We start from the raw sequence: 21,217 nt of genomic DNA, 5'->3' as shown, positions 1-21,217 counted from the left end.
CGAGTCGTTACCTTTCATCCGACCACGCCACCGGCCGTGAAAATGGGACCGACACACCAGACGCATCCGCCAAAACGCGTCGTCAGAAGGGCTTGTTTGATGCCCGGCGGCCCTCGCGCCAACTGCCACCAAGGTGCGTAAAGCGATGTCACAGACACCACAGCGGCATCAACAGCACCGTTCAGCGTGGTCACGACGCTCGCTCGTGGACCCATTGCCACGCCGCCCTGCGAGCAGACACACGGCAGTGTGGGGTGTGGATCCAGCGTGCGCCAGCCCGGTTTGAGCTCGGCGAGTTCCGGTGCTGACAGCACGATTTCAGCGGTCACGGCATCCCACATCCACATGTCGGGCATGGCCGCCAGTCGGTTTCGTGGCAGTCTGGACCACCATCGACCTTGGCGCCGGTGCTGGAGCACATCGACTGCATCAGTTCGGCGACGCCGTCAGGCCCGATAAGGCAGTCGTGCATGTGCCGGCCGCCGACCGCCCGCAGCAGCCACCGCTGATCCTCAGTCAGCGGAGCGGCGGTCATGCCGACACCTGCGCAGGTTCCCTGGCCTGGGCCACGAGTTCCGCGACCGCAGGATCGCGGTGGCGCCGCTGATAGCAAGATCGGCACAGTCCGTAGGACCCGTGGATGCGATACCCGTCGGGGACGAGCGCGGCCGGCCAGGTACGCGACGCGGGAACCATCGGAATGCCGCACAGGAAACAGGGGTCACCGAACCGGACGTGCGCTTCGTGAAGCCACCGGGCGCTCATCACAGCCCCCCGAACACGTTTGTCGCAGATGCGAAGTAGTGCCGATCCCCCGGGCGTGCCGACGATGGCCCATCGCTGACGCTCTCCTGTAGTGCCTTGGCGCGTTCAACTACATCGGTCATGCGAACTCCTCGGTGGTGTAGATCAACCGCACCAATCCCTCGTAGCTGTTCCACCACTCAAACCATTGACGGATCGACCTAGCCATGTCGGTGCTCCCAGATGCTGCTGTCGGGGTGAGCGATTCGGGTGATGGCTGCCGCGCACAGTGACAGCAGATCGTCGTGCGACATGGCGCCCAGTCCGACAGCGATTTCGCGGAACAGGTGCCGCTCGGGCGTTAGGAATGGGTTGGGGTTAGCTGCGCAGTGTTGACTGATGCCGTCGATGATCTGGTCGACCATCTCGCCGCCGATCTCGCCGATTGCGCCTGTGGTGTCACTCATAGGGCTCGGCCTCCTGTTCGTCTGGAGTGCTTGCAGTGCTTTGGATGCCCGCGCCAGCAGCGCCTTGCGGTTCGTGAACCACAGTGGCCGCGGAGGCGGCTGGTGCAACGCGGATGCGGATCGGGTACTGCCGTGCACGCAGCAGCAGATCCCGCAAATCGCCACTGTCACGTTCGGTGAGCGCGGCGCCGGTCTCCAGCCGTTCACACAGATCCGCGTTAAGCACGATCGTGACTGGCGCATCGTCGCCAGCGCTGCCACTTGACGGGGCAGCGGCCTGTGATGGTGGTGCCTGCGCGCCTCTGAGGTGGATCGGGTCACCGTCGACGTCTTCGCTGCTGCACCGCTCGAATCTGACGGTGCCGGAGAGGTGGTCGGAGATAACGATATGGCGGTTTCCCAAGATGCTGTCGATCTTGCGTGCAATTCGGAAGAGCTTGTGGTCCTGGCCGGCAAGTTGTGGGCTGATCCGATGTCGCACAGTGAAAGCGACCAACTCGGCACTGTCATGATCGATTTCGATGGCGTCGACCGTGGCGCCGTCGCCAAAGAGTGCGGTGTTCGAAACATGCTCACGGAGGAATGCGACCGACGGGATCGCGATGTGAAGTTCGGCCTGGCCGCCGTGCGGGTAGTCACGCGTGGCCTGTTTGTGGCGGCGTGCCGGGAGTGCGGACGCAAGCCTGGTGAGAATGCCGACTGCAGGGGTGGTGCCCGCCGAGTCTGCACTGTGTACGCGACTAGCGTTGTTAGACATACGAATTCCTTTCAATACCATTTCCGTGCGCTGATCCGAAATTGGCATCAGGCCGCCCGCATCGGAGGCTTGCTGCACTGTCCGTGATCGGTGGATGCCATGGTTAGCCGTCCCCTTTCAGATCCGTATGACTGGTGTGGTGGTTACAAGCCGAGGCGGGCGAGCAAAGCCAACGTCTCGCATGGCGCTGTGTCGATGTGGTGGCGGTGGTGTTGGCTACAGGCCAAGCGCCGCTGCTGAATACGGTTGAGGCAGCAGTGCTCGCAGAGCGGGACGCCACCGGGCGTGAGCACCACGGTGTGCAAAGTCCGTAGACGCTGCACGAGGTCCTGCAGGACGCCGCGATCACCGGCGTTGTCGGCGGCCACGGCCCGAGGCAACCGCCGGGGCCGGCCCCGCAGGCGTGAGGACAATGCCCGCGTCATGATGCGGGCACCGTCGCCACGCTGCCGCGACGTACTCGCGAACGCGCCCGGACCCTGCGCAGCGTCCGACAGACCGCATCACTGACACACTGCGGAGCTTCTTGTGGCAGCATGTGCCCGCACTCGGGCACATGGATGTGCTCGGCGCGCGGAATCACTGCAGCCATTTCAGCGGCATGGGCAACCGGAGTGAGGATGTCGGCGCCACCACTGATAATCACGGTGTGGGCCTCGATCCTGGGTAACACGGCGTATTGATCAAAGCGCCGCAGACTCGGTAGAAACCCCACCGCGGTCGCCAACGCTGCGTTGGAAAGAGCGTCGGCGACCACCGCCGCGAAGGCCTGTTGAGAGGCCCGACCGTGATGGCTAAGCCGGGAAAGGGCCGCGCTGAGCGGCGTAGCCACAATCCGTGTCGCCAGCGCAGGCACATGATCGACTGCGGCGGCGACCGCGCCGAGAACCGGAATTGTCAGCATGCGCCCCAGCCCACGTTCGGCCAGCCGGCCCGCCGCGGTCGCACACAACACCAACCCGACGATCTCGAAACGATCAGATGACCGTGCCTGGCCCGCCAAACACAGCGCAGCCATACTTCCCATGGAATGACCGACCAACACCACCGGCCCGGTGACACCGAGCGCCTTCAGGACCTGCCGCAGATCATCGGCGAGCTGCTCAACTCGATAAGTGCCGACCGGCGCACTGCCGGACTGGCCGTGGCCCCGATGGTCGGGGCTGATGACTCGAACGGAGCCACCGAAGACGCGCACCACAGCGTCCCTTTGCAGGGCCCACTCGTACTGGCTCAAACACAAACCGTGCAGAAACACCACCGTGCACCAGCCATCGCGAGGACCCTGATCACGTACCGCCAAAGTCACCCCATCAGCGGTCAGGACACCGATCATTGGGGGACGAATCCCGCCGCGCCGTTTCGCGAGCCCGGTGCTCATGCCACACCACGCCGTGACCCGAGCACAATGGGCGGAGTCACCCCGCTCATCAGAGCGATCGCCGTCCCGTAGAGCTCAAGGACGTCCTCGCGGCGACGATTGCGCCCGTACTCGCTCAAGGTGGTGGGATACGGCAACGACATCCGCAGAGCCCTGACCAGAAGGCGATATGAAACCGTAAACCGGGAGGGGTCCTCGGTCTTGTGCTCGTCGTATTGCCAGGCATATGACAAGCAGGCGTAGAAGTCGTGAAAACCCCAGTGCCGCTGACGTTGTGCAGCTACACGCGCCGCGCGTAACACCGAAACCGCCCGCTTGGCCGCCGCTGACGAAGGGGCGGGCGGCTCCCATTTCGGCGACTTCGGAGGATCCCCACCTTGCAGTACGGCATACCCCGATCGCAGGCAAAAATCCAAGTCATCGATCGACTTGCCCTCGATGTCCTGATAGGGCACCCGCACCGCCCCGGCGTCATCGATCGTGACAACCCATCCGCCGAACTCCAGCCGAGCCACCGGCTGCCCCTTCGCCGCGTTGGCGATGCGCTCAATTGCCACAGTGGCGGTATCAGCACGCATAACGAAACCTCCAGTAGAAACTTCACGTGATGTCATCGAGGCGCCCCCGCCAGCCGTGGCCGCAGCAGCGGTTTGTCCCACTGGGGATCAAGCTCTTCCAACGCGCTGCGGCGATGGGCTGCTAGGGATTTGGTGCGGCCGAGGTAGCGCTGGTTGTGCAGCCACTTTCCCAACGGCTCGCCGGAGGGACTGACATAGCTGCGTGGAACATGAACGTGTCCGAAGCTCTGATGAAACTCCCTGAGCTCACCGAGCCCTGCCTGCCATCGAGCTTCAAGCACATCCCACGCCCATCCGGGTTCAGCCTCGAGAACACCGATCTCCTCCGGGCTCAGCGAGCCGGAGAAATAGCGCCGGCGCATCGAGTGGCAGAACACCCCGAGAGGGAAACCGTCAGCAGCGACGTAATTTTGCGAAGGGCTGCTGTGACCATGCTCGCGTCGGAACCGTGCCAAGGCGGCTACTCCGGCCGACAGCCGCGCGGCTCGGCGGTCATCCATCGGCGCGAACGTGAACCCCACCGAATTCAGGGCCGCGCGCCGATCCCCCGAAAGGGTGCCTTTGCGGCCCTCGCTGCGCTGAGCTGCTACCCACTGAGCCAGGCAGAACCCGTCTGGGCTTTGGTAGCCAACCGGCACATTGGCGTGACCATGCTCGACGCAGAACGCCTGCAATCGCTCGAACGCATCCGCCCAGGCAGCCTCATGTGCATTCCAGGCCCACCCAGCGAACTCGGTGAGCTTGGCCACCTGATGCTCCGCGAGCTGGCCGCGACGATTGCGGTTCCCGCGCACCCACAGGCCAAGGGGAAACCCATCTTTGGTCACGTAGTTGAGCGGAACCCGAGCGTGCCCGTGAGCCTCGACGTAGACGGTGAGCTGCTCGTAGCCGTGATCCCAACCAGGGGTCATCATCCGCAGAGCCCGGATGGCCAGCGCGTCGCGTACTTCGCCGGCCGCCGGCGCGCCGGCGGCGTCAAGCACTACAAACCGCTCACGCCCACCTCCGCGACCCTCGCGGCGACTCCCGCGGCCGCCGGTTCTCGGGGTCAGCTCGGCGGCCAGCTGGGTGTCGTGATCGGCCAACGCCAGCAGCACGCGGTAGACGTGCCGGAACTTCGACGACTTGACCTGCTGCACCAGATCGCCGGCCGAATCGACGAATACCGGCAACACGATCACTGCGGGATCCTCCCGTCCAGGATCCAACCGCAACGCGCGCCCGATGCACTGGGTGATGTCGATGGCTGAGCTGCGCGGAGAGGCGAAAGCCACCGCGTCGATCGCGGGAATGTCGATGCCCTGCCCCAGGCAGCGAACATTCGACAACACCGCCCAACGGTCGGGACCCGGTTCAGCGAGGACGGACAATCTCTGCGCGCGGTGTGCGGGCGTGGTGGACCCGTCGACATGCATGGACATCAGCCCGGGCAGGTCCTGCCCGATGACCTCGCTGAGTGTGGCGGTGAAATCCTTGGAGGCCGCTACGGTGTTGTGAAACACCATGACTCGCCGCAGCCCGTAGGTCTTTGCCGCCGTGCTCAGCGCAAGCTGCGTAGCGACCTGCGCCCCTGGCAGTGCCTTGCCCCCGACCTGCACAGGCAGCTGCCCATCGGTGATGGCCGCACGCACATCGGCGTCAGTGATGGCCACCACCGCCACCACATAGTCCGAGAGCAGTCGCGCATCAATGGCCTGCTTGACACCCATCGGCGCCACAATCGGCCCGAACGCGCGCGGGTCGTCCATGCACCACGCCGTACTGTCAGCCGAACGGCGCACCCTGGGGGTAGCGGTCAAAAAGATCCGAACCGCGGCCCAGATCTTGCTGTCATCGACCACAGTGGCGAACGCCGCATCGAATTTCCCTGCGCAGCAATGCGCCTCGTCAGCAACGACGCTATGGAAGGCCGGCAGCCCGAACTCTTGATGAGCCTGGGCGATTCGCGGCGACGACGTGTAGGTGGCGAATACGACAATCTGAGGGCCACCAGGCCCGGTGATATCGCCAAGCGCGCGCTGCGTCCAGGTCGCGAGTGCTCGGGCACTCGTGGACACCGGGGCCTGGATGTTCTCCTCAGGCCCGATGGTGTCATCGCAGAACACGAACGGCCGCAGCGGTCGCGGGCTGTGCCGCATCCACGCTCGCATCGTCTGCTTGAGTAGCGGGCGAGTGGGAACAAGCACCAGAATCGCCGAGCGCCCATGGCGAGCCTGCTCCTGCGCAATTCGCTGACCGACCAGAGTTTTCCCGGTTCCGCACGGCATGACCACCGTCACGCGATCGTGCTCGCTCAGATGCGAGTTGGCCTGGTCCACGGCCGCCTGCTGATGCGGCCGCAGCGCCACCGAAATGGGACGATCAGTAGTCCCGCTGGGCTGATGGCACGGCTCGGGCGAAGGAATCGCGAGCGCATTATCGAGTATCACGTGCTGTCCCCCGTCAGTCCGATTTCTTCCGCGAGCACTTGTGCCCCAGCGAGGGCATGGGCATGAAGCAAGCAGGGCACGTGGGTGAACAACTCAGGTGCCGAGCGCCCTGACCGCACGTCACAGGTCGGCCGCATTCTGTGCAGGCCACCGTCCCGCCGCGACCGAAACGCGGCAACTGACGGCTGGCGTACGCGCTGCTCATGAGACTTCCTCGCAGACGGATCCGAGGACGGGTGTGTTCGCCACGACCACCGGCCGCATCCGCCCGAAACGGTGGCGAGCACGAAACTCTTTGGTAGCAACGCCAAACCGAGGAACAACACGATGACCGCAGCTGGGTCGGATCAACTCTTTTCGGTCCCAGGTCACCCGGATCCGGGTGATGTGGTCGCTTCCAGTGATCGGGTCCGCGTGATGGACCATCGGGGTATCAACGACAACCCGCCGCAAACCCTCGACATCGTTGTACGGAGGGCCGACCATAAACCAGGTGATGATCCGATCGGGGTCGCACACACGCTGGCGAGTGATGGTGGCGCAATGATCTGGTGTTGCTTCGATGACGTGCGTAGCGATGGACTTGGTGAGCTGGTCCTCGTACCGCCGTAGCCGCCAGTCCCGCCGAAGCTGGTCAGCATGCGTGATCGATGACCACGGATCCGCCAGCGGCATGTTCAACCACACCCGCACACCGCGCACCGCGACCCATGCCATCACCGCGATGGTGACCCACGCCGCAACAGCCAGCCCCCCACCGATGTAGTTGAGGGCCAGCACGGCAACCTGCCAACCGCTGGTCACCGGCTGGTCATACCATCGGGCGCCGGGCTGGTAGAGGCCATCCAAGGCGTGGTCGGAGGCCAGATACAACCCCAACCCGGCAACCACGGCGGGCCACCACCGTCCCTCTTGTGCAGCACGCCAAATCCGTTGCCGCAGAATGAATACCGCAACCAGTACAGAACAAACAATGACGGTTTGAAACGTATGGGTCATGACCACATCGACATCACCGACAGTCAGGATCGCATCTGTCATGACCCGAACTCCTCGGATGCAGAAGCCGAGGTCGAAGGGAACACCCGTGGATGCACATGGCAGGCGCCGCGGCACTGGCTGGTGCAAAGCTGGATATGCCAGCCGGTCAGCCAGCCGGCCAACCGAACATTGAGGCCAGCCTTACCAATCGCGGTGCGAAAATCCCTGCGATCGACAACCACACGTGCGGCGCCTTCCGCCCGGTCCAGCGCAATGCTGTCGACCTCAACATCGAGAGCGTTTCGGATGTAGCAGCGCGGATCCTGATCGAACGCGACGATGCTGACCCGCCCACCACCCAGCAGCGCTTCCACACCATGGATCCGGCCGCCACCAACACCGATGCACAAGGCGGCCGCATCCACCCCTGCCTTCGCAGATCGCACCGCGATCTTGGCGCGTTCGCCACAGCGAGCGATGCTGACGATGCGCACCACCCCATCGGCAACCTCGGGGATCTGTTGGACCATCGCCCGCACCAAGTCCTCGTCACGCACCGTTTCGGCAACCGCGGTCATGAGATGCCCCTGGAGCTATCGATCGGCTGGCCGTCGCCGACGCCGGGGCAAACCTCAGTGCACCAACGGGGGTGGTGCGTACCGCCCTCCGGCTTTGACCACTGGCCACCGCTATCGCTGCCGGGTGAAAGGGGATCTCCCGGCGTGGGATGATCGTCAGGCGGGCCGTCAATGATGATCCGGACCGTTGCCGAACCCGGTACCACAACAGTCCCCTCGGGAGTGCCTCGCTCACTCAATCCCACGGCCAGCACAGCCGCTGCGAAGACAATGGCCGCTGCATACAGCGCATGAATGAGCCAGGGCTGGAGCGTGGATGCTACTTCCGGCCGCACGGGTTCTGTGGGACCGACCGCCGGTGACGGAGCCTCAGTGCTCATGAGTGAAGTCCTCTCTGTTGCGGAAATGAAGCGGTGTCCTCCCAGCGCGGCACACCGTCGACGACCGGGATCCGGCCGGCGGCCAGATCCGCACTGAACTGCCGCACCGCCACCTGCATGGCAGCGCAATCCCGCGCACGCCACAGCGCGCTGAGGTCACGGGCTACCCGATCGGCGCCGTCGGGATCGGCCGTCACCAGCGCACACAGCAGATAGATCACGCCGAACCGCAGATCATCGCCCGCCGGCTGCCCGTCGCTGACGGACCCCGTGATCCACTGGTCCAGGTGCTGGGCTACCACCGAGCGCGCCGTGTCGCTCATCCCGGAGTACGTCCGCAGATGCGCCGCTACTCCAGCGTGGGTATCCAGGCGCCACTGACGCACGACCTCGGCGGCCTGTACCGGCGGTATCACCGACCAGTCCAGCGACGACAACCGGGACGCCAAGTCGTGCAATGGATCTGGCCACGAACTTTCAACAATGCGCTGTCCCGTCTCGGTGTGCACAAGCGCAAGGGAACCCGTCAGCACTGCCGCTCCGTTGTGGTCGACCTCCACGTTCGGGGCGATCACCACAGAGGGGCAATCGGTGCGCTGAGCGGTCACCGTCATCCACCCCCCACCGGGAATCAGCACTGCCTGCAGGACAAACGGACTAGTCATGCCGACCGCCTGATGCCAGTGCCTACCGGGATATCGGAGGTGTCGGCGATCAGAGAACACCACCGCTGATCCACGCCGTCATACCTCGGATGAGCGGCACCGCTCAGACACAACAACGGGGTATCCGATGCCAGATACAGCGGATGATGCGGCTGACCTGCCGCCGTCCAGCCCCACACCCCCAGCTGCCCACCGCGAGAGCACACACCGCGCCACATCATCGCCGCCACCTGCCTGGCACGGCCAGGGTCGGCATTGGCTCCCCACGCCAGCACGATCAAGTCGAAGCGCTCAGCCACCTCACGTAAGTAGAGGTCATTGTTCGGGCCGACCGGATCATCCCAATGTGCAAGATCATCGGGATCGGTTTCGACGGCCGCGTTCAAATTGACCAGAGTGAACCGGCCATGGCCACCGAACCGCACCAGCCGAGAAATGGAAAACACGGTCGGATCGGTATGGAACGCACCGGCTTTCGAAGGATTCAGACACACCACCGCCACCTCGGGTAGCCGCCGATCCAAACACCGGGTGAGCCGATACCGGTACCGGCCATCCTCCGAGAACTCCGCCGTGTTACCGCTGTTGGGAAAATGAAGATCAAGCGCAAGAGTCATGACTGCTCCCGGGAATTCGACTGCGCAGTACGTCAACACGGCGCAACTGCTGAAAAGCGAAAACGATCGAGGCCATACAGAACGGGCCGGTCACCGCGCAGCAGCGCACCTCACGGGCGACATGCCACCCAAGGATGCAGTCGGTGACCGCCCGGGTCATGCCCGAGGCCGGGCCCGCAGCGACCACCCGGTAGCCGTCCTCGGGGGCCGCGGTGATTCGCCCCAGTTCGCCCGACGGCCCGGTCAGGATCGTCACCAGCCCCCCAGTAGTCGGCAGCGCCGCGACCACAGGCACCCGGCGCTGCCCGTCGACCCAGATCACATGGCCAGGACGAAGATCACGGGCAGCGCGGATCTGAATCATCAGAGCTCCCCCTTTGCGGCACGGGACCCGCACAGCGCCCAAAAAACGTGCCGGCCGCCGCCGCGGGGCCGAATCCGGCGTACCAACCCGCGGCCGGCTAACAGGACAAGCTGGCGGTAAACCGCCTCATTTGTGACCTCACCAAACCCACTGTCACGCACACGAATTAGCAGCTCCGAAGTGGTGATGGCCCGACCAGGCGCCAGCTGCTCCAGCAACGCGGCACGCAACTTCTCAGAATCCAGACGCGACCCCCCGACCGGCCGCACCTGCCCGGCGGCAATCCGCTCGGCACTGTCCAGGGCCCGCCGAAGCAGACCCGCATACTCGTTCTTGCCGACCGGCTGCGGCATGGCCGCGCCCAACTCCGCCAGCGTCGCCAACGGCTGGGCCACCCTCAGTTGCAGGGCGGCGATCCGAACATCGTCAGCGGGGATACCGGCCGCACCCAACACCGCCAGAGCTACCTCGGCGCGAGATGCCTGCCGCGACCCCGCCGCCGCGGCGCGCCGCGCGTTGGCCGTGGCCCCGGCGCTGCCGAGATCCCGGTTGTTGGCGTAGCCGCGAGCCCGCCGGGCTGACCCGCTCATCGCAGAGCCCCGAACTGTGACCGCCCTCGCTGCAAGATCATGCCGAGGCCCGCTTACGCCGCCGCCGCGGCCGCCGTTCCTTCTCGGTCAACCCGCCCCAGATGCCGCCCTCCTGGCGGCCGGTGGTCAATCCGTAACTGCGGCACTGCATCAGAACCGGGCAATCGGCGCAGATCTGCTTGGCCTGCTCCTGGTCCTCAGGCTCATCACTGAACATCAGCGCCGCCCTACCCTTGCACGCCCCCCGTAGGAAGAAGCTGTCCAGAGTCACGAGCTCCTCAGGCTTGGCGGGCCGCGGCGACTGCAGGTAACGAGTGACACTGCGCACGTCGACCTTGAGATGCGCAGCGATCAGCGGAGGCGGTGTACCCCGATCGTTCATCTCGTGCGCGACATAGCGGTTCATCTGGGCGGCTCGTTGCTGCTGCCCAGCAACCGTGATCGATGTCCCCTCGATCGTCGTCGCGTTCATGACCGCGACGCCTTCCCATTGACGGTGGTGTGCGTCGCACGCGCCGACCGATACATCGACGCCGCGCCAGCAATTCCCAATCGGGCGAGAGCGTCACGGACATCGTTGTGCCGAATCAACGCGCACGGCTGACCGCTGGCAGGCTCGGCAGCAATGCCCAGCCGGCCGAACAGCCCGGTCACAGTGAGCTTCATCCCCTCGGTTGGGCAATCCACCCGCAACCCGTAGCGGTCGAACACCCCCGAGGCGTGCACAGCACCCCGCGCGATCCCCAACCACGATTCCAGGCCCGACCCGAACAGCCACCGTCCGTCGCGATACCCGTAGCGCCCCAGGACCGTCTGCGGATTGCGGATCTGAACCACGTCGGCCCCCGCGTCCCAGCGAACGATCACATCGCCACCGACACCGAGAACTTCTGAAACCCACAGCGCTGTAGGTCTGTGCGCGAACTCGATCTCCAGCCCGGCATCGACGCGCCGCGCGGTGTCGGTCCAGGCCAGCAGTGCGGCCAGATGACTGCCACGCACACAACTGTTTTCAGCGACAGAGCACAGCTCCAGCCGTGCCCGCGCAACCACCGGCGCGTAGTGGCTGCTGGCTACCCGCCTCTGATGCCGCATCACATCGTGACCACGGACACTGTGCGCCGCGTTCATGCCGGCACCGCCTCGCGCTCCGCGGCCAGCAGGGCAGCAACGGCCCGCAGCTGCGCCATCGCCTGCTGCCAGCCCGCCTCGTCCATCCGCCGCTCGGGAACCCACACTCCGGCGTAGACACCATGGCCGACCTCGTCACGGACAGCATCGCCAGCACATGCCTGGCGTAGCGGGCAGTGCCGGCACAGCCGCGACAGCTCACCAAGCTGACCCACCCGAGGCTTGCGGATCGGAGTCCACAACTGCGGCGCCAACACACACACCCCACGCAGGGATGCAGACGACGTCATGTTCGTCATCGCCGAACCACCGCCGCTCGAGCCGCAGGCCGTGCAGCAGGGGTGATCTCAGCGATGAACCGCACCGCGGCCGCCGCCACACGACTGGCAGCCCCCCGGGCGTCCGCGCCAGTGGTTACCGCGGCCCACAGCACATCGAATTCGCGCTCCAGGAAGCCAAACCCCTCGTGACTGGACGACAAGGCCCGCCCGCGTGGTCCCACAAACGGTCGCGCCGCGCGCACCTCAGACATCGCGGCTTGGCAACGCAACTTGGCTGACCCGGACCGTTCACACAGGTCAGCCACAAACCGTGTCGCCATGGCGGCGACCTGAACAGCCTCCAGCCGGGCCAGGCCGACGCGATTACCGCGAACCTCGTCCCATAACTCGTCGATCTCCTCGCGCAACACCATGGCGCCCTCTTCGGGTGACCGCCACGCCTGGGGATACTCGGTGAAGCTACGAGCCAGTTCACTGCGAATATCCAACTCCGCGTATCGAATCGGCGCTTCAGAGTCGACGATGACGCACGCCGCCGCGGTCCTCATGACAGCACCACCGCAAGCGCGCACGTAGGGCACAAGGCCTCCCCCGGCAGCGACAGCGCCGAGCAGACCTCGCAGGACCAGGCGCAGTGCAGACACATCAGCAGATCGGCGTAACGCACCGGCTCGACCGGTTGCTGACCGCAAACCAAGCAGCGGTCCTCGTCCGGCCAGCTAATGTCACCCGAGAGGTCGCCGGCAAGGGTGGCACTCAGCGCCACGCCCTCATCGCCGCTGGTCACACTGGGTGTGAGAAGTTCATTGATGGATTTGCTTGATTCGGCCAGAGCGCAAGCTCTACCCTTAGATCGACTCGGCAAAGTCGTTCTCCTCTAACGGGAGAGACCCGGAAGCGAAGCGCTCAACTTCTCCTCCACCCGAACGCACGTGGGCCTGTCAGCTCCGACGTTCAGATCCCTTGTACGGACCCCCTTCGGGGGGATTCCGTGTCTCTTGGGAGATCTCTCTATGGATATGTTCACCGCGCCCCTCGGGCCGCGGTCAGCACCGCAGAAGCATCACCACCTTCGACTCGATGCGTGGGTGCGTCATGTCAGATCGCCTGCCCGTGAAGCACGGCAGCAGCCGCCTGGTCGACGAGCCGCTGCAATACTCGCCGCTGTACCGGATTCAGCCGCGGAATGAACTTGGCCAGCAGCGCCGCCTCAGTCCCATCCGGACGCATACGACTGGGGTAGAGCGCCAGGACCGGTTCACCGCCGGCGGTGGGCACGGTGGCGATGAAACCGCCATCGGCGACGTCTTGGCCGCATGCATGTACCAACCACCCACGGATGAGAAGTTCACGGGCCCACCAGTAGGCCACCCGCACAGCCGAATCGGGCTGCACTGTGAGCTGAGGAATCAGATCGATTCGCGGCGGAACCATCGCGGTGCCACCGAGAATGCCGTTGCGGCGCAACGCAGTAGACAGACGGGCGATGTCATCGGCCCACCCCGCCGAACCCAAGCGCCATACCGCTTCGGCCAGCACAGCGGACAGCGGGTTCGGCGCGCCTCCGGTCAGACCACGGGCGTCGCGGATCACCTCAACCACGCGGTAAGAAGCCAGGCGCATCCGCACCACCGCGCTGGAGGTCAGATTGTTGAAGAACAGGCCGTGCAGAACCAAGTCTTCGGCGGCAGCGGCTTGGATCCACCAGTACAGCGGGCGCACCGGAGTCGCGAGTTGAGAGCCGCAGTGCGTTGGCAGGGGGATCGGCGCGAAGTTGGGCGACAGGGGTCCTTCGCCCGGAAGTTCAGGCACCGGTCGGTGGGTAGCGGCGTGATTGCGTGTCATCGGTGCCCCTCCGTTTCCGTTGTCCCTGCCCGAACCATACTCTAGATTAATGCAGCAGTCTATTGCAGCAGTATTTGCAACAACGCGGAGGTCTCGGTGACTCTTTCCCCCTATGAACCTCGCCCCGGGCACCGCATGAGCAGACGCAGCCTGCGAGGTTTCCAACCCCAGGAGTTCGCCAGAATCCGCCGCGAACGCAACCTCGCCGTCGCCGACCTCTCCCGCATGGCCGGCATCGGACAATCCACCGTGCACGCATGGGAGGCCGGCCGCGGCACCCCCACCGTCAACCTGCTGGCACGAGTAATGAAGACCCTCAACGCCCCGATCGACCAGGTCGTGCGCATCAACCCCAGCGAACGCTTCCCCTCGGACTGGCGCGTCGCCAAAGGCCTCGAACAACCCGAGCTGGCCGCCGCCGCCAAGATCGCCACCACCACACTCAGCGGCATCGAGCGAGCCAGCCTGGCCCTGACCGACGCCAACGCCGAAATCCTGTCCAACCTGCTGGGCATCACCGCAGCCGAGTACCGCGCGGCCTACGAGCGCGCCCGACTCCGACCGCCAGGAACGCCGGCCACCTAAACCCAGACCAACACCGCCGGCATCCAGCGAACGAGCCGCGCCGCCGAAACCCGATGCGACCAGTCCCATCGGCATCAGCGGCCGCGCAGGGAGAAGATGCCGACGCAGGGCGCCTGCAGGCGCCGAAGCCCTGCGAATAATGCCGCTGAACACTCTCGATACTCCCTGTCGCATTCCTGAGGAACCCCGCATTGATGCCGTGAAAACCAGTACTGACACCAAAAATTCCAACACTGCGGCACCAGGAAAGTCACGACCTACGGCAAACTTCGTTCCGACAAGCAAACGATCACAATTCGGTAACGATTCGAGGTGTGGGGTGACCGAAACTGTCGGTGCCAGCTGGCACGCTCACACCCATGGCCACCACAAACACCACGCCCACCCCAACCAACTGGGTCGTCGTCGACGTGGAAACCTCCGGCACCGACCCCCAGACCTGCCGCGTGCTGAGCATCGCCGCCCTCGCCCTCAACCCCGACGGCACCATCGGCGACAGCCTCGTCAGCCTGCTCAACCCCGACGTCGACCCCGGACCAACCCACATCCACGGACTGACCCGCCACACGCTCGCAGGACAACCACAATTCAGCGACATAGCCCCGGCCCTGATGACACTGCTGGCCGACCGAATCCTGGTCGCACACAACGCCGCATTCGATTACGCGTTCCTCGCAGCCGAGGCACACCGCGCCAACCTGACCCTGCCCACCTCCCAGGTGCTCTGCACCGTGGAACTGGCCACACGCCTCAACCTCGACACCGACAACCTCAAGCTCGCCACCCTCGCGCAGCACTGGGACATCCCACAATCGCGCCCGCATGACGCCCTCGATGACGCCGCCGTACTTGCCCGCGTCCTGACCCACGCCCTGGCTGTAGCCGCAGACCAACACACCGTGGTACCGATCCGCCCACCCTCGACACTGCCGGCGCCGACATTCACACCACGCACCGCCGCGGCCTGACCCAGCGCAGCCAGCCGATCCCGCACCAGCCACCATGACGTGACCTACAGCTGCCAAACCATCCACACCGTGACCCCCCAACGGCGTACAACGCAGTGAAAACACCACTACGCCAACAGCTCAACGCTAACTCCGCCGGCGAGGGCCTTCCCGCATCAAAATCCGAGTGCACACTCGGTGTCCGATCACGGCAGTACCCTGCCGACATGCCAGACAGCGACAACCGAACCAGGTCTGACCGCGCAGGAACTCGGCCATGAAGATCTTCGGCCGCCCCCGATACTGGGCACTGCTCACCATGGTGATCGCGACCGCCACAGCGCTATACACCGGCACCGACGAATCCGTGTCCGCACAGCCACCGCAACCACTGGCCGCCAACATCGACGAGCTCCTGGCCCAAGTCCCCGTCGTCGATCGCATCGACCATGTCCCCGGCTACCAACGCGGCTGCGGAATCGACAAGAAAACCAAAGAGCGGCAGGCATGCGTTTTTGGTCCTGCGTGGAATGACCCCAACGATCGCAGCGGGTGCGATGCCAGAAATCGCGCCCTTTCAGCAGTGCTGAAAGACGTGAAATATAAAGCGGGAACACGTAATTGCAAAGTAATCGCTGGTGTCCTGGACCCCGACCCCTACACCGGCCAAGTCGTAGATCTCGCCGACATTAACCTGGACCACATCGTGCCCTTGCGGCGCGCATATGACGCCGGAGCCTGGAAGTGGGATCTCCTGCAGCGACGAGTGTTCGCCAACGATCTCATCGAATTGGCCCCCGTCTCAGAAAAGGCGAACCTCTCCAAGTCCGACTCCGGCCTCGACTGGCTGCCGAACTTCCAGCCGTGCGCCTATGTGGTCAGATACCTCACCGTTACCGCCAAATACCAGCTGCCGATCACCAGAAAAGAACAAGCCATCGCCGCGGCCACCTGCGCCCCAAGCTGAGGAACTCAGAGACAGATGACCATCACCGCCCTTGCAGCTGAAGCCCAAGACACGTTGACACAGGTCGCCACCACGGCCGAGTGGCTCATCCTCGGCACCACTGCCGTGATCGCAACGTTTTCCTTCCTGGTCGGCAAGGGCGCGGCAGGAGCTCTCAAAGCATTGCTAGTCGGCGGGGTAATGGCCGTCATGGTGGGCCTATTCCCTACTTTCGTCACAATGGGTTCCGGCCTCGCCGGATCCCCCACCGGGCAAGGATTGATCGACGAGATCCTCAACGCCCCAACCACCTCCCCGACTACCACTGCCAGCCCCTCGCCCTCACCGTCGCCAACCACGCAACCAGACCAGGCGCCAACCGAACCCATCGACTGGACCTGGGCGGCATACCTCGCAGTGGCCCTACTGCTGATGGCCGCAACAGCCACCGTCATTGCAGCGATCTGGTGGGCACTTTCCCGACGCCGAGCACACATCCGCGAACGCAACGCCCGCCGCCAAACCCAAATCGATCGTTGGAACCGCGGCGTGACCATACTCAACGCCACATCCGACGCTCTGGCCGAATTCGAATTCGACAAAGCCGAGGTGTACTTCAACCGCCCACTGCTGGGCGTCCTCACCGAACCAGCCAGCGCCGAATTCTACGAGGCCTACGCGGCCGCAGTGAACCTCAAAACCGACGACATACCCATCGACGACGGGACCATCACCACCTTCGTCGACACCGCCACCAAAGCCCACACCGCATTCACCCGCGCCGACGAAAACGCACGCAACAAGGCCAGCCGAGGCATCATCCACAGCAACCAGCGACTCAACCACACCCAACGCCGCAAGGTCGAACAAGCACGCAAATTCATGGCCCAAGCCGCCGACGCCTCAGCCACCCCAGAATTCGCGCACAACGTCCACGCCAAAGCCCTCGAACTACTCGACGACGTCGGCCTACACATCCCCAAACGCCTCATCGACAACGCCACACGCAGCATCGAAACCACCCACCGAGCCGCACTCCCCGCCGGCAGCTCCACCCAGAGCTGATACCGCCCGAAACCCGCCGATCCAATCACCGGTTTTTCGAAACAGAATGACCACTTATCGGCGAAAGGAAATGAGCATGAGCAACGACCAGATCGTGTGCAGGCACATGTTGGTCATCACCCTCGACCACATCGAACAGGCCAAGCTTGACGCGGGCGAGTACGTGTTCCCCGAGCACGTCGACAGTCGCAGTTACGGCACCAAATGCATGGCGACCAACGGATGCGGCGGCTGGATCGAGTGCCGTGAGTCGCACGAGGTTGATGGCAAGAAAGCTGACTGCGGGCCCTACGACTGCGACTGTGGCGGCGAAGACGGTCCGTCCTGCTTGGGAGAGACCGAGGCCGACTACGCACCCTGGTATGACCGCGAGGAATTCGACTTCCACGGTGTCGAGCACACCTGGCGCTACGGGCACGGCTGGACGGTCCCGTACACCGGCTGCATCGTCGCCTGGGGCGACTACGAACTGCCCGATGGCTCCGAGGATCTGCCGCGTGGCGAATACCAGGTCGATGACGACTGGGATGACACCGACTGCTATCTGCTGCTCGTGGCGTCCCAGCTACCGCCGGATCATCCCGCCTGCATGACATAGGGAGTACGGATATGTCAACACGGATCGTCGCCAGGTGTCGTCACTGCAGTGTCGAGATCGGACAAGGGCCATCGGGGGCCTGGGTGCCGACTGATCGCAACAACATCATGGGTGTCTGTCGGAAGGGAAGGATCGGCGAACCGCTCATGGTCCATGAGCCGATGCCAGCCGGGTTGGATGGTGCGGCACGGGTCGAGGACCGTGACGATCCGCCGTGGCGTGTCGTCGGCGTCCGCGAAGACTCACCCTGGCGATCCGACGGATAGGGCGACGGAAGGAATTGCCTTCCGGCACAAGGCCACAGTGACTTTTATCGGCCGACAATCACAGGAGGATTCATGGACAACCAGCCCACTGACAACGTCACCCGATGGGTCATGCGGGAGGAGCAACTGCTCGACCAGATCGGCTCGCTACAGCGCCAGTTGGACGCCAAAAGCCCACAGCGGCACATGATGACGGTCGCTGGCGCAGTTCATCAACCGGAACTCGCTGGAGAACGGTTGCGAGCGAAAATGACCATCCCGGCAGAGCTGAAATCCGCACTTACCGAATCGGTCACCGAGGAACTCAGCCTCGGTGGCGATGCCAGCACAGTGATCCCTTGCGTGCTCGACACGCTCGCCAACGAGGGCTACGCGGTCGAGTTTGTGGGGCTACCCCGACTAGGAGTTGAGAGATGACCACACGGTATGAGCCACCGATGATGACCTACCGCGCAGACCTCCGTCCACAAAAACGGCGACGACCCCACCGGCGTCCCACTCGCTCGCAATGCCCGCAGTAACTGAGTATCAGAGACCGGTCCCCATGGAAGAGCTGCCGCACTGCGTCCGACCGTGCGCAAACTGCCCCTGGCGTAGAGACTCCCCAGCAGGAGAATTCCCGGCGCAGCGGTACACGGCACTGAGAACAACGGCCGGATCCCCCGGCCATGAAGCAGGATTCGACGCGCCGATCTTTGCATGCCACAAATCCGAACCGGGACGCGATCGCGCGTGCGCGGGTTGGCTTGCAGTCGCCGGCAGCGATCACCTCGGTATCCGGCTTGCTCTCACCCGCGGCCGCCTCCCGGCCACCGCGCTGCGACCCGGCCCGGACTGGCCAGACCTGTTCAGCTCATACGACGAAATGGCGGAACGAAACGGGTCGCCCAACACAGACAGCCAGACGGAATCCCGTGACCGCACAACGAATTGGGAGCCCAAGGTGAATGACGCACATGACCTGACGGCCACAACCACAGCCGTCGACGCAGACATAGCGCGAGCACGTGAGTCCGCGCGAATAAGCGAGGCCAACGACAGCCTGCCGAGACCCTACGCCGGCACGCAAGTGACGGTGATCTTGCCACCATCGGACACAATCTCGGCGGACTACATCGAAATGGGCTACGCCGGACAATGGCGACTCGGCGGCGACCTCGAAGGCGTGGTCGTCTACGAAGACGGCGAGATCCTCGCCGGCGATATCGACTTCGCCGGCCCACAAGGCGCGCGCAGGTGGGCAGCGGCACTGCTATCAGCCGCAGAGCTTTCCGAATCTGCCGCAGGCCCCGCCGGCCGCCGGTGCCGAGTCTGCGGGTGCACAGATTCCGCGGCCTGCGACACGATGACCGGTCTCTGCGCCTGGCGGATCACCTACGACGACGAAACCGGCATCTGCACGGCCTGCCAGGTGCCGACGACCCCGCCGAACGCTTAGGCAGCGTCCCCGCAAGGCCCGCACATCAAACAAGCTCCCTGATCCAGCCCAGAAAGCGCCTCACCCGATGACGACATCACACTGCGCGATAATGATCGACGACGCGTCTAGTCGTGACCTCGACGACGCCTTCATCGTCACCGCCCACCCGTCAGGAGGCTGGACAGCCACCATCCACCTGGCCTTGCCCGCCCGGGTCATCCACCCCAACAGCCCAGCCGACCGCCGCGCCCGGGCCCACATCATGACCAAATACCGCCCCACGACCACGGTGCCGATGCTCGGAACCATCGAACGTCAGGCAACACTGTCTGAAACCGAAGCCCGGCATGCGCTTTCAGTCATCACCGACTTCACACCAACCGGCGAGGCCATTGCCACCACCCTGGCCATCAACGAACTGCCCGCCGGCAGCTGCACCCGACTGCCCTATAGCCACATCCCCCACGTCCTTGCCGACCCCACCAACCCCCTACACATTCCCGTGGCCACGGCCAACCAGCTGGCCCAAACACTGCTGACCCGCCGCACCGCGGCCGGCGCCCTTGCGATCTATGACCTCATCCACGGCTACACCGTCACCGAAGACGGTGCCCTCACCGAAATCCCCACCAGCCAACGCACTGTCGGCTACATCATCGTCGCCGAACTCATGATCGCTGCCAGCTCAGCAACAGCCACCTGGGCCATCGACCACGACCTACCGATCCTCTACCGCAACCACCAAACCAGCCTCACCTCCAGCACCGGCGCCGACCTCGCCGCCGACCTCGCCGCCAGCCTCCACGACCACGAACTGTTCACCCAACTACAGCGCCGCACCATCCGCACCCTCGGCAAAGCCACCTACGCCACCATTCCGCGTGGACACCACGCACTGCGCCTAGAGGCCTACACCCACATCACCTCACCACTGCGCCGATACCCCGACCTGATCAATCAACGGATCCTGCACGCACACATCACCGGCCTGCCCGCGCCCTACACCCCTGCCGCACTCGACGCGATCGCCACCGACATCAACACCCGACTCCAAGCCCGAAAACTCGCCACCGAACAGCACTTCAAGCAGCAAGACCGCAAAGCCACCGCCCGCAACATCCTCGACCGCAACTACGAATCACTCAACACCAAACAGTGGCGCAAGACCTTTGACCTGATGACCCAGACTGCACCGGCCCCCGGAATCGGCGCCGAACTGCACCGCCGCCTCACCAGCGACATACTCGTCGCCAACGACCTCACCCGCCTGGCCATCGCCGGCCCCGCCTGGGCGGCTATCCGCACTCGACTGTTCCCCGCCATCCGCGCCGCCCACCCAGAATTCGGGCCCAGCGCATTGGCCGGCCACACCCAACTGCTATCCACCGAACCCATCGACACCGACGTCGCCACCAACCCCGACCGCCCCGGCCACCAACCCCAATTCGCAGTCCGCGCCCGCAGCGGCCCCCACATCGGACAGTGGTGCATCGCCAGCTCGAAGAAGGCCGCACACACACAAGCCGCCTGGGAACTCCTCGACGTCCTCTGTGGCCACCACGAATCCAGCCCCGCCACCGACCAACCCACCTGGCCCACCCC

The 21,217-nt window shown here is 64.6% G+C and carries 30 protein-coding genes and 1 pseudogene; 9 read left to right on the top strand and 22 right to left on the bottom strand.

The window, feature by feature from the left end; genetic code table 11:
* Positions 1-14: 14 nt before the first annotated feature.
* The 22 genes from E0T84_RS29415 to E0T84_RS29315 form a co-directional block, all read right to left on the bottom strand.
* A complete protein-coding gene (locus E0T84_RS29415) occupies positions 15-329 on the bottom strand; it encodes a hypothetical protein (RefSeq protein ID WP_138746229.1) in 315 nt (104 codons plus the stop codon).
* Positions 326-535: a hypothetical protein gene (locus E0T84_RS29410; protein ID WP_138746228.1), complete on the bottom strand. Its 210-nt coding sequence runs from the start codon at positions 533-535 to the stop codon at positions 326-328. Before E0T84_RS29410 ends, E0T84_RS29415 begins: the two co-directional genes overlap by 4 nt.
* The gene (locus E0T84_RS29405) at positions 532-765 is read right to left on the bottom strand and encodes a hypothetical protein (protein ID WP_138746227.1); all 234 of its coding nucleotides are present in this window, start codon (positions 763-765) and stop codon (positions 532-534) included. Before E0T84_RS29405 ends, E0T84_RS29410 begins: the two co-directional genes overlap by 4 nt.
* Entirely contained in the window at positions 765-887 is a 123-nt protein-coding gene (locus tag E0T84_RS32610; RefSeq protein ID WP_256366570.1) for a hypothetical protein, read from the bottom strand. Before E0T84_RS32610 ends, E0T84_RS29405 begins: the two co-directional genes overlap by 1 nt.
* A 78-nt stretch (positions 888-965) precedes the next feature.
* Positions 966-1,211, bottom strand: a complete 246-nt coding sequence (locus E0T84_RS29400) for a hypothetical protein (protein WP_138746226.1) — start codon at positions 1,209-1,211, stop codon at positions 966-968.
* Positions 1,204-2,046 (bottom strand): hypothetical protein, encoded by an 843-nt coding sequence (locus E0T84_RS29395; RefSeq protein WP_138746225.1) that lies wholly within the window; start codon positions 2,044-2,046, stop codon positions 1,204-1,206. The genes E0T84_RS29400 and E0T84_RS29395 overlap by 8 nt, the downstream gene beginning before the upstream one ends.
* Before the next feature lie 65 nt (positions 2,047-2,111).
* A complete protein-coding gene (locus E0T84_RS29390; protein ID WP_138746224.1) occupies positions 2,112-2,393 on the bottom strand; it encodes a hypothetical protein in 282 nt (93 codons plus the stop codon).
* Entirely contained in the window at positions 2,390-3,229 is an 840-nt protein-coding gene (locus tag E0T84_RS29385) for an alpha/beta fold hydrolase (protein ID WP_171055223.1), read from the bottom strand. Before E0T84_RS29385 ends, E0T84_RS29390 begins: the two co-directional genes overlap by 4 nt.
* A gap of 116 nt (positions 3,230-3,345) precedes the next feature.
* Positions 3,346-3,927 (bottom strand): hypothetical protein, encoded by a 582-nt coding sequence (locus tag E0T84_RS29380; RefSeq protein ID WP_138746222.1) that lies wholly within the window; start codon positions 3,925-3,927, stop codon positions 3,346-3,348.
* Between the two features lie 32 nt (positions 3,928-3,959).
* Positions 3,960-6,275, bottom strand: a complete 2,316-nt coding sequence (locus E0T84_RS29375) for a DEAD/DEAH box helicase (protein ID WP_171055222.1) — start codon at positions 6,273-6,275, stop codon at positions 3,960-3,962.
* A 282-nt stretch (positions 6,276-6,557) separates the two neighbouring features.
* The gene (locus E0T84_RS29370; protein WP_138746220.1) at positions 6,558-7,397 is read right to left on the bottom strand and encodes a hypothetical protein; all 840 of its coding nucleotides are present in this window, start codon (positions 7,395-7,397) and stop codon (positions 6,558-6,560) included.
* Entirely contained in the window at positions 7,394-7,915 is a 522-nt protein-coding gene (locus E0T84_RS29365; protein ID WP_138746219.1) for a transcription elongation factor NusA, read from the bottom strand. Before E0T84_RS29365 ends, E0T84_RS29370 begins: the two co-directional genes overlap by 4 nt.
* 376 nt (positions 7,916-8,291) lie before the next feature.
* Complete coding sequence (locus E0T84_RS29360; protein ID WP_138746218.1) at positions 8,292-8,960, bottom strand: hypothetical protein; 669 nt, start codon at positions 8,958-8,960, stop codon at positions 8,292-8,294.
* Positions 8,957-9,577 (bottom strand): DUF1643 domain-containing protein, encoded by a 621-nt coding sequence (locus tag E0T84_RS29355; RefSeq protein WP_138746217.1) that lies wholly within the window; start codon positions 9,575-9,577, stop codon positions 8,957-8,959. Before E0T84_RS29355 ends, E0T84_RS29360 begins: the two co-directional genes overlap by 4 nt.
* Complete coding sequence (locus tag E0T84_RS29350) at positions 9,561-9,941, bottom strand: hypothetical protein (protein ID WP_138746216.1); 381 nt, start codon at positions 9,939-9,941, stop codon at positions 9,561-9,563. The genes E0T84_RS29355 and E0T84_RS29350 overlap by 17 nt, the downstream gene beginning before the upstream one ends.
* Positions 9,941-10,531: a helix-turn-helix domain-containing protein gene (locus E0T84_RS29345; protein ID WP_138746215.1), complete on the bottom strand. Its 591-nt coding sequence runs from the start codon at positions 10,529-10,531 to the stop codon at positions 9,941-9,943. Before E0T84_RS29345 ends, E0T84_RS29350 begins: the two co-directional genes overlap by 1 nt.
* Positions 10,532-10,568: 37 nt before the next feature.
* Complete coding sequence (locus E0T84_RS29340) at positions 10,569-11,003, bottom strand: WhiB family transcriptional regulator (protein WP_249383774.1); 435 nt, start codon at positions 11,001-11,003, stop codon at positions 10,569-10,571.
* Positions 11,000-11,533: a hypothetical protein gene (locus E0T84_RS29335; RefSeq protein ID WP_249383773.1), complete on the bottom strand. Its 534-nt coding sequence runs from the start codon at positions 11,531-11,533 to the stop codon at positions 11,000-11,002. The genes E0T84_RS29340 and E0T84_RS29335 overlap by 4 nt, the downstream gene beginning before the upstream one ends.
* A 125-nt stretch (positions 11,534-11,658) precedes the next feature.
* On the bottom strand, positions 11,659-11,952 hold the full coding sequence (locus E0T84_RS29330) for a WhiB family transcriptional regulator (RefSeq protein WP_212757739.1): 294 nt from the start codon (positions 11,950-11,952) through the stop codon (positions 11,659-11,661).
* 5 nt (positions 11,953-11,957) lie between these two features.
* The gene (locus E0T84_RS29325) at positions 11,958-12,491 is read right to left on the bottom strand and encodes a hypothetical protein (protein ID WP_138746213.1); all 534 of its coding nucleotides are present in this window, start codon (positions 12,489-12,491) and stop codon (positions 11,958-11,960) included.
* Positions 12,488-12,730, bottom strand: a complete 243-nt coding sequence (locus E0T84_RS29320; protein WP_070947268.1) for a hypothetical protein — start codon at positions 12,728-12,730, stop codon at positions 12,488-12,490. Before E0T84_RS29320 ends, E0T84_RS29325 begins: the two co-directional genes overlap by 4 nt.
* A gap of 311 nt (positions 12,731-13,041) precedes the next feature.
* Positions 13,042-13,788, bottom strand: coding sequence for a hypothetical protein (locus E0T84_RS29315; RefSeq protein ID WP_171055221.1), 747 nt, complete (start codon positions 13,786-13,788; stop codon positions 13,042-13,044).
* 135 nt (positions 13,789-13,923) lie between these two features.
* Between E0T84_RS29315 and E0T84_RS29310 the strand changes: the two genes are divergently transcribed.
* The 9 genes and pseudogenes from E0T84_RS29310 to E0T84_RS29270 form a co-directional block, all read left to right on the top strand.
* Positions 13,924-14,373: a helix-turn-helix transcriptional regulator gene (locus E0T84_RS29310; RefSeq protein WP_138746211.1), complete on the top strand. Its 450-nt coding sequence runs from the start codon at positions 13,924-13,926 to the stop codon at positions 14,371-14,373.
* A 359-nt stretch (positions 14,374-14,732) separates the two neighbouring features.
* Positions 14,733-15,341 carry an exonuclease domain-containing protein gene (locus E0T84_RS29305; protein WP_138746210.1) on the top strand — a complete coding sequence of 203 codons (609 nt, stop codon included), beginning with the start codon at positions 14,733-14,735 and terminating at the stop codon, positions 15,339-15,341.
* A gap of 256 nt (positions 15,342-15,597) precedes the next feature.
* Positions 15,598-16,287 carry an HNH endonuclease family protein gene (locus E0T84_RS29300; RefSeq protein ID WP_138746209.1) on the top strand — a complete coding sequence of 230 codons (690 nt, stop codon included), beginning with the start codon at positions 15,598-15,600 and terminating at the stop codon, positions 16,285-16,287.
* Positions 16,288-16,302: 15 nt separating this feature from the next.
* Positions 16,303-17,331, top strand: a complete 1,029-nt coding sequence (locus E0T84_RS29295) for a hypothetical protein (RefSeq protein ID WP_138746208.1) — start codon at positions 16,303-16,305, stop codon at positions 17,329-17,331.
* Between the two features lie 76 nt (positions 17,332-17,407).
* A complete protein-coding gene (locus E0T84_RS29290) occupies positions 17,408-17,929 on the top strand; it encodes a hypothetical protein (RefSeq protein ID WP_138746207.1) in 522 nt (173 codons plus the stop codon).
* 338 nt (positions 17,930-18,267) lie between these two features.
* Positions 18,268-18,612, top strand: a complete 345-nt coding sequence (locus E0T84_RS29280; RefSeq protein ID WP_138746206.1) for a hypothetical protein — start codon at positions 18,268-18,270, stop codon at positions 18,610-18,612.
* 91 nt (positions 18,613-18,703) lie between these two features.
* Positions 18,704-19,084, top strand: a pseudogene (locus E0T84_RS32510) (DUF6283 family protein); the annotation flags it as partial.
* A gap of 186 nt (positions 19,085-19,270) precedes the next feature.
* Complete coding sequence (locus E0T84_RS32005) at positions 19,271-19,633, top strand: hypothetical protein (RefSeq protein WP_171055220.1); 363 nt, start codon at positions 19,271-19,273, stop codon at positions 19,631-19,633.
* A 91-nt stretch (positions 19,634-19,724) separates the two neighbouring features.
* A partial coding sequence (locus tag E0T84_RS29270; protein WP_171055219.1) for an RNB domain-containing ribonuclease occupies positions 19,725-21,217 on the top strand: 1,493 nt, incomplete at its 3' end.

The organism is Mycobacterium sp. DBP42 (genome assembly GCF_005924235.1).
Classification (GTDB): Bacteria; Actinomycetota; Actinomycetes; order Mycobacteriales; family Mycobacteriaceae; genus Mycobacterium; species Mycobacterium syngnathidarum.
The sequence above is the reverse complement of the archived record's forward strand: the minus strand, read 5'-3'. Positions and strand labels throughout refer to the sequence as shown.